This window comes from Streptomyces sparsus (assembly GCF_054776295.1).
Genome location: NZ_BAAHCA010000195.1, coordinates 1 through 6,819 on the forward strand (window position 1 = coordinate 1; position 6,819 = coordinate 6,819).

At 69.5% G+C, this 6,819-nt stretch carries 8 protein-coding genes and 1 tRNA gene; 2 read left to right on the plus strand and 7 right to left on the minus strand.

Annotated elements, in window-relative coordinates; genetic code table 11:
* Window positions 1-63: 63 nt before the first annotated feature.
* The 7 genes from ACYVE9_RS11815 to ehuB form a co-directional block, all read right to left on the minus strand.
* The gene (locus ACYVE9_RS11815; protein WP_461027748.1) at window positions 64-564 is read right to left on the minus strand and encodes a DUF3830 family protein; all 501 of its coding nucleotides are present in this window, start codon (window positions 562-564) and stop codon (window positions 64-66) included.
* A gap of 200 nt (window positions 565-764) precedes the next feature.
* Window positions 765-838: transfer RNA gene (locus tag ACYVE9_RS11820), tRNA-Lys, on the minus strand.
* A 112-nt stretch (window positions 839-950) separates the two neighbouring features.
* A complete protein-coding gene (locus ACYVE9_RS11825) occupies window positions 951-1,709 on the minus strand; it encodes an IclR family transcriptional regulator (RefSeq protein ID WP_461027749.1) in 759 nt (252 codons plus the stop codon).
* Window positions 1,710-1,895: 186 nt separating this feature from the next.
* Window positions 1,896-2,651, minus strand: coding sequence for an ectoine/hydroxyectoine ABC transporter ATP-binding protein EhuA (ehuA, locus tag ACYVE9_RS11830; RefSeq protein WP_461027755.1), 756 nt, complete (start codon window positions 2,649-2,651; stop codon window positions 1,896-1,898).
* 130 nt (window positions 2,652-2,781) lie between these two features.
* The gene (gene ehuD, locus ACYVE9_RS11835; protein ID WP_461027750.1) at window positions 2,782-3,429 is read right to left on the minus strand and encodes an ectoine/hydroxyectoine ABC transporter permease subunit EhuD; all 648 of its coding nucleotides are present in this window, start codon (window positions 3,427-3,429) and stop codon (window positions 2,782-2,784) included.
* Window positions 3,426-4,169: an ectoine/hydroxyectoine ABC transporter permease subunit EhuC gene (gene ehuC, locus ACYVE9_RS11840; protein WP_461027751.1), complete on the minus strand. Its 744-nt coding sequence runs from the start codon at window positions 4,167-4,169 to the stop codon at window positions 3,426-3,428. The genes ehuD and ehuC overlap by 4 nt, the downstream gene beginning before the upstream one ends.
* Window positions 4,166-5,074, minus strand: coding sequence for an ectoine/hydroxyectoine ABC transporter substrate-binding protein EhuB (gene ehuB / locus ACYVE9_RS11845; RefSeq protein ID WP_461027752.1), 909 nt, complete (start codon window positions 5,072-5,074; stop codon window positions 4,166-4,168). The genes ehuC and ehuB overlap by 4 nt, the downstream gene beginning before the upstream one ends.
* A 119-nt stretch (window positions 5,075-5,193) precedes the next feature.
* Here ehuB and ACYVE9_RS11850 point away from each other — a divergent pair, with 119 nt between their 5' ends.
* Both ACYVE9_RS11850 and ACYVE9_RS11855 read left to right on the plus strand, forming a co-directional pair.
* Complete coding sequence (locus ACYVE9_RS11850; RefSeq protein ID WP_461027753.1) at window positions 5,194-5,853, plus strand: nucleoside/nucleotide kinase family protein; 660 nt, start codon at window positions 5,194-5,196, stop codon at window positions 5,851-5,853.
* 90 nt (window positions 5,854-5,943) lie between these two features.
* Entirely contained in the window at window positions 5,944-6,537 is a 594-nt protein-coding gene (locus ACYVE9_RS11855; protein WP_461027754.1) for a lytic polysaccharide monooxygenase auxiliary activity family 9 protein, read from the plus strand.
* The last annotated feature ends 282 nt before the right edge of the window (window positions 6,538-6,819 follow it).

Below are 6,819 nucleotides of genomic sequence, written 5' to 3' on the forward strand. Positions count from 1 at the left end.
GGGGGGGGGTGCGCGGGACGGGTGCCGGGAGGGGGCCGGGCGGGCGGGTGGCGGGGTGGTGGGTCAGGCGCGGCGGAAGTTGAGGCTCTCGCCCAGGGCGCCGGCCCGCCACAGGTCCTGGCAGGCGTCGGCCATCTCGTCGAGGCCCTCGACCACGCTGCCCCACACGATGCCGGGCACCCAGCCGGCGTCGCCGTTGATCAGCAGGTTGTTGCGTTCGTAGAAGAGCGCCAGGTCGACGACGGTGGTCCGGCCCTGGTGGTCGGCGTCCGACTCGTAGCCGTAGGAGGCGGTGCCCAGCTGGGTCTGGGTGAAGGTGAAGTAGCACAGGTCACCCGGGATGGGGGTGATCGTCGGGTTCTCCAGCGGCGGCTCCTCGGGCGCGAAGGGCGGCAGCAGGGTGTAGATCTCGTTGCGGGCGTACTTGGCGTGGTAGACGTCGCCGCCGAGCGGCAGGGCGTTCCAGACCGCGGCGCAGGTGATCGGTGCGCGGTCGTCGAGCAGCTTGGCGGTACAGCGCACGCCGCGCTTGTCGAGCGAGACGGTGATGTAGCGGTCGGCCATCGTGCCTCCAGTGAAGTCGCTCAGCCGATGGTGGCATACGAGCCGTCCTGCCCAGCGGGACGACATTCGACGCCCGTCGGCGGGCCGGACCCGCGGCGGGATCGGGCCGCGGCACGGGCCGCGGCACGGGGCGGGAGGGCGCCGGGGCGCGGACAGGCGAAGAGGCCCTCCGCCGGAGCGGAGGGCCTCTTGGCTGTCTGTGCGCCGCCAGGGACTCGAACCCCGGACCCGCTGATTAAGAGTCAGCTGCTCTAACCAACTGAGCTAGCGGCGCCTGCTGACGTATGACGATCCTACCCGGTGCCGTGGAGTGCTCGGCAACCGGTTTCGGCGCGGGCCGGTCGAGCGGAGAGCGGTCGGGCGGAGAGGCCGGTCGGGGGGAACGGTCAGATGGAGAGCGAGAGCAGCACGGGTGCGGCCTGCTCGTTGAGTCTGCGGGCGGCGGAACGCAGCCGGTGGGCGTGTTCGAGCGGCAGGGACAGCGCCAGGCAGCCGACCGAGGAGCCGGCCGTCACCGGGACCGCGGCGCAGACCGTGCCGACCGCGTACTCCTGGAGGTCGAGCACCGGCACGGTGGGCGGTTGGCTGTCGAGCTGGCTGAAGAGCACCCGCTCGTTGGTGGTCGTCCTGGAGGTCAGCCGGATGATCCGGTGCCGGGAGAGGTGGTCGCGGCGGCCGTCGTGGTCGAGTTGGGTGAGCAGGCACTTGCCGACCGCGCTGGCGTGCGCGGCGGCCTTGAAGTCGACCCACTCGTTGACCGCGGGCGTGCCGGGCCCGGCGGCGAACTGGGTGATCTTCACCTCGCCGTCCACGTAGCGGCTGATGTAGACGGCGGCACCGATGTCGTCGCGCAGTTCGGTGAGCGTGCGCTGGAGCTTGTCCTGGAGCACGGCGGTCCGGTCGCCGCCCGCGGCGAGCCGGGACAGCGCCTCCCCGACCACGTAGCCGCCGTCGGACAGCTGGTCGAGATAGCCCTCCCGGCGGAGCATGATCAGCAGGTGTGCCAGATGGCCGGGTGGCAGGCCCGTCTCGCGAGCGAGCCGGTCCTCGGTGGCGCCGTCGCTCTGCGTGGATACCGCCTCCAACACCCGCAGGGCGTACCGCACCGAATGGAACGGCACAGTCGGCAAGGGCTTCGGTGCCACGTGTCCCCCTCGGAAGGTAGTGACTGCTTGCGTCGTGACCGTTGCAACCGGTCACGCACTTGCCTTATCACGATAGCGCCCAAGACCCCGATCCTGACCACTCGTTGCTGCTATCGGCATATGCCGTTGGCCAGGCACGACGCGACGCGGGTCCGGCGGGGGCGCCGCCGGACCCGCGTCTTCCGCTCAGAGCACCGCGCTGAGGAACTCGCGGGTCCGCTCGTTGTCGGGGTTGTTGAACATCTTGTCCGGCGACCCGGACTCGATGACCCGGCCCTCGTTGAACATCAGCACCGTGTCGGAGATGTCCCGGGCGAAGTTCATCTCGTGGGTGACGCACAGCATGGTGATGTCCGTGGTGTGGGCGATGTCCCGCAGCACGTCCAGCACCCCGGCCACCAGCTCGGGGTCGAGCGCGGAGGTGACCTCGTCCAGCAGCAGCACCTGCGGGCGCATGGCCAGCGCCCGGGCGATGGCGACCCGCTGCTGCTGGCCGCCGGAGAGCTGGGACGGGTACTTGTCCATGTGCTCGGTGAGGCCCACGAGTTCGAGCAGGCCGCGGGCCCGCTCGCCGGCCTCGTCCTTGGACATGCCCAGGACGTGCACCGGTGCCTCGGTGATGTTCCGCAGCACCTTCATGTTGGGGAAGAGGTTGAACTGCTGGAAGACCATGCCGATCTTCTTGCGCACCTCGCGGGTGTGCCGCTCCCCCGCCGGAACGAGCTTGCCGCCGCGCTCCTCGTGAGTGAGGTACTCGCCGTCCACCTTGATGGTGCCCTCGTCGGGCTTGAGCAGTGTCATCAGCAGCCGCAGGATCGTGGTCTTGCCCGACCCGGACGGCCCGATGAGCGTCACGTGCTTGCCGGCGTCGACGCTGAACTCGAGGTTGTCCAGCACGACGTTGTCGCCGAAACGCTTCGTCACGCTGTCGAAGCGGATCAGTTCACGGCCGTTCGCCCGCTTGCCGCCCGCGGCGGTGCCGGGTTCGTCCGACGCTGTGGTGGTTGTGGTCTCGGAGCCCGCCTCGGCGGTCCCGGCCGGCTCGGTCGGCTCGGGGGACGGGTTGTTGATGTCACTGGACAAGACGACGCTCCAGGGATCGGATGAGGAGGGAGGCCGGGTAGGCGATGAGGATGAAGGCGATACCGACGACCGTGTAGGCCTCGAAGGTGAAGGTCTCGTTGCTGAACGAGCGCGCCTCACCGAGCATCTCCAGCGCGCCGATGACGAAGATCATCGGCGAGTCCTTGAGCATCGACACCACGTAGTTGCCCAGTGCGGGCACCACGCGGCGGATGGCCTGCGGCAGGATCACCGAGGTCCAGGTCCGGCGGCGCGGCAGGCTGAGCGCGGTGGCCGCCTCCCACTGCCCGACCGGCACACCGTCGATACCGGCCCGGTACACCTCGGCCGTGTACGTCGAGTAGTGCAGGCCCAGACCGATGATGCCGGTCGCCAGTGGGGACATCGAGGGTCCCCACTCGGGTACCACGTAGAAGAGGAAGAAGAGCTGCACCAGCAGCGGGGTGTTGCGGATGAACTCGGTGAACGCGGTCACCGGCCAGCTCACCCACTTGATCGAGGAGCGCTGTGCGAGTGCCCACACGAGGCCGAGCGCGAAGGCGATCAGGCTGCCGACGACCAGGGCCTGCAGGGTGACCTGCACCCCGTCCCAGAATCGCGGCATGAAGTCGCCGACGACTTCCCAGTCCCAGTTCATCCGATACCTCCAGCGCCCTGCGACGCAGCCTGCGTGCTCTCACCGCGCGCGCTGAGCTTGCGGCTGATGAATCCGCCGCCCTTGGGCGGTGCCTGTCCGATACCGGCCTTGGCACGCCGTTCGACCGCCCGCATGCCACGGGTGAGGACGAAGGCGATGACGAAGTACGAGACGAGCAGCAGGGTGTAGGCGGGCGTGCTCTCCGTGGTGGCCAGCCTGGCGAGGTTGCCGGCGAAGGTCATGTCGGCGACCGAGATGATCGAGACCAGCGCGGTGCCCTTCAGCAGCTCGATGAGCAGGTTGTTGAAGGGCGGCACCATCTCCGGCCATGCCTGCGGGATCTCGATCCGGCGGAGCCGCTGCATCCGGGTGAAGCTCAGGGCGATGCCGGCTTCGCGCTGCGCCTCGTCGACGGAGGCGAGGGCGCCGCGGACCACCTCGGCGCCGTACGCGCCGTAGGTGAGGCCCAGCGCCAGGACTCCGGCCGCCATCGGCACGAACTGCCAACCGAACATCAGCGGGAAGGCGTAGGCCATCCACAGCATGAAGATCAGCGCCGAGGTGCCGCGGAAGATCTCGAAGTACACGCCGGCCAGGAAGCGGACGATCCACCAGCGGGAGGTGCGGGCGATGCCGATGCCGAAGGCGACCACGGCGGCCAGCGCCGCGCTGTACACGGTCACCTGGATGGTGATCCACACGCCGGGCAGGAACCAGTTCGTGAAGATGCCGGTCGTCATGAGCACAGCTCCTCGGCCGTGAGATCCGTCATCTCGTCCTCGGTGAAGCCGTAGGGCCGGACGATCTCCAGCAGCTCCTCGTTGTTGTTGGCCTTGAGCTTGTGCAGCTCCTTGTTGAAGGCGTCCCGGAAGTTCTTCTCCGAGAGGCGGAACGCGAATCCGCCCGCCCCGTAGGCCGGCTCACCGTCGACCACGGGTTGGAAGGCCTCGGTGGCCTGCGCCCTCGGCGCGTCCTTCACGACGTCGGTGACGGTGATGTTGGTGCCGGCGAACGCGTCCGCACGGCCCTGCACCACCGCGTCGAGGCCCGCCACCTGGTCGGGCAGGATGAGGATGTCCTTCACCCCGGCCGCCCTGGCGTACTCGATCTCCGCGTAGGCCTGGCCGCTGGCCAGGCGCAGTCCCTTCTCGACGATGTCCTCGTAGCGGCGGATGCCCTTCGGGTTGCCCTCGGGCACGATGAAGGCGTCGAGCATCAGGTAGTCGGGATCGGCGAACAGGACCTGCTCGCAACGGGTCGGGTTGATGTACATCCCGGCCGACACCACGTCGAACTGCTGGGCCTTGAGGCCGGGGATGAGCGCACTGAACTCGGTCGGCACCGGTTCGACGTTCTCGATGCCCAGGCGCGGGAAGATCACCTTGGCGATGGCGGGCGCCTCGCCGGCCGGTTCACCGTCGCGGTTGATGTAGCCGAACGGTGGTTCGCTGGCGATGCCGATACGCACCGTCCCGCGGTCCCGAAGTCGCTCCAGGAGGTCGCCGCCCTCCACGCGGCCCTCATCAGGTGCTCGGCTGCACCCCGCAGCGCCGAGCACGCCCAGCGCCGCCACACCGGTGAGCAGTGAGCGGCGGCTGATCCCACTTTCAGCGATTGTCTGAATTTTTCTCGGTGGTCGAGCCATGGGCGCGCCACTACCCAGGTTGGCCATCTCTATGCCGCCCGTTTCCGGCCGGTGATCTGGTTGTGCCGACGCCGTGTGCGGCGGCCTCCGTCACCGGACGTGTCCGGCAGGCTGGTCACATGCGGACCGAGGAGATCATCGAACAGGCGTGGCGGGTCGGTGGGCAGGTGCGGAAAGCGGGCCGGAAACGAGCGCTGCTCGGGCTGGCGGGGCCGCCCGGAGCGGGCAAGTCGACACTGGCCCGGGCGCTGGTGGAGGGCTTGTGCGAGCGGTACGGGCCGACGGCCGCGGGATACGCCCCGATGGACGGATTCCACCTCTCCAACGCGCAGTTGGACAGGCTGGGGCTGCGCCACCGCAAGGGCTCGCCGCCGACCTTCGACGTGGCCGGCTACGCGGCACTGCTCGGACGGCTGGCCCGGCCCGGCGGGGCGGACGTCTACTGCCCGGACTTCGACCGGTCGTTGGACGAGCCGGTCGCGGCCCGGCACGTGGTGCCGCCGGACACCCTCGTGGTGGTGACGGAGGGAAACTACCTCGCCTGCGAGCTGCCCGGCTGGGCCGCGGTGCGCGAGCGGCTGGACGCGCTCTGGTACCTGGACGGGCCGGTCGGCACCCGGGAGGACCGCCTGGTCGCGCGGCAGTTGGCGGCGGGCCTCTCCCCCGGTGCGGCACGTGCCCGGGTGCGGGAGAACGACCTGCCGAACGCGGAGTTGGTCGTGGCCTCCAGGGCGGCCCGGTGGATCGATCACGTCGTGCATTGGTCTGGACATGTCTGATCGACGCGACTAGGTTCAGCTTTGGTCTAGACCGCACCACCGCTTGCCGCAAGCCTTCAGGTCCCCTCCACCCCACGGAGAGAGAGAAGCATGCGCACCAAGATCACAGCCGCCCTGGCCGGACTCGGCATCGCCGGAGTCTCCATGTTCGCCATGGGCGGGTCGGCCCAGGGGCACGGCTACAGCGAAGCCCCCACGAGCCGGCAGGCGTTCTGCGCCAACGGCACGGTCAGCAACTGCGGTTCCATCCGGTGGGAGCCGCAGAGCGTGGAGGGCCCGAAGGGCTTCCCCCAGGGCGGCCCGAGGGACGGCGCCATCTGTTCCGGCGGCAACCAGCAGTTCGCCCAGCTGGACGACCCGCGCGGCGGGAACTGGCCCACCAACAAGCTCACCGGCGGCCAGGGCTACACCTTCAAGTGGAAGCTGACCGCCGCGCACGCCACGACCGACTTCAAGTACTACATCACCAAGGACGGCTGGGACCCCAACAAGCCGCTCACCAGGGCCGACCTGGAGTCCCAGCCCTTCATGACGGTCCACATGGGCGGTCAGCGCCCGGACTTCAACTGGAGCCACCAGGGCACGGTGCCCACCGGCAAGTCGGGCAAGCACCTGATCCTCGGCGTGTGGACCATCGCCGACACCGCGAACGCCTTCTACTCCTGCAACGACGTGCAGTTCTGAGCGAACGTGAGGTGACCGGCCCCGTGGCGTGAGACCCACTGACACCACCGGCCGGACACCGCACGCCGCTCACCACCGCGGCACCACCGCACCAGCGCGCCCCCGCTCGCCCGCCCGGCGAGCGGGGGCGCACTGGTGTCGCGGACCTCCGGCGACGACCGGGCGGAAGCTGCGCGCCGCACAGTCGGACAATTCGCCACCTATGCCATGATTTCCCCATGTGCAGCTCCATGCCCGGCACCGCCGGCACACCGCAGGGGGAAGCCGACTCCGATCCGCTGG

Excerpts from the sequence above, each read along its gene's own strand:
- ehuB (WP_461027752.1), bottom strand. The coding sequence starts at position 5,074 with ATGGCTCGACCACCGAGAAAAATTCAGACAATCGCTGAAAGTGGGATC.
- ehuC (WP_461027751.1), bottom strand. The coding sequence starts at position 4,169 with ATGACGACCGGCATCTTCACGAACTGGTTCCTGCCCGGCGTGTGGATC.
- ACYVE9_RS11815 (WP_461027748.1), bottom strand. The coding sequence starts at position 564 with ATGGCCGACCGCTACATCACCGTCTCGCTCGACAAGCGCGGCGTGCGC.
- ehuD (WP_461027750.1), bottom strand. The coding sequence starts at position 3,429 with ATGAACTGGGACTGGGAAGTCGTCGGCGACTTCATGCCGCGATTCTGG.
- ACYVE9_RS11855 (WP_461027754.1), top strand. The coding sequence starts at position 5,944 with ATGCGCACCAAGATCACAGCCGCCCTGGCCGGACTCGGCATCGCCGGA.
- ACYVE9_RS11850 (WP_461027753.1), top strand. The coding sequence starts at position 5,194 with ATGCGGACCGAGGAGATCATCGAACAGGCGTGGCGGGTCGGTGGGCAG.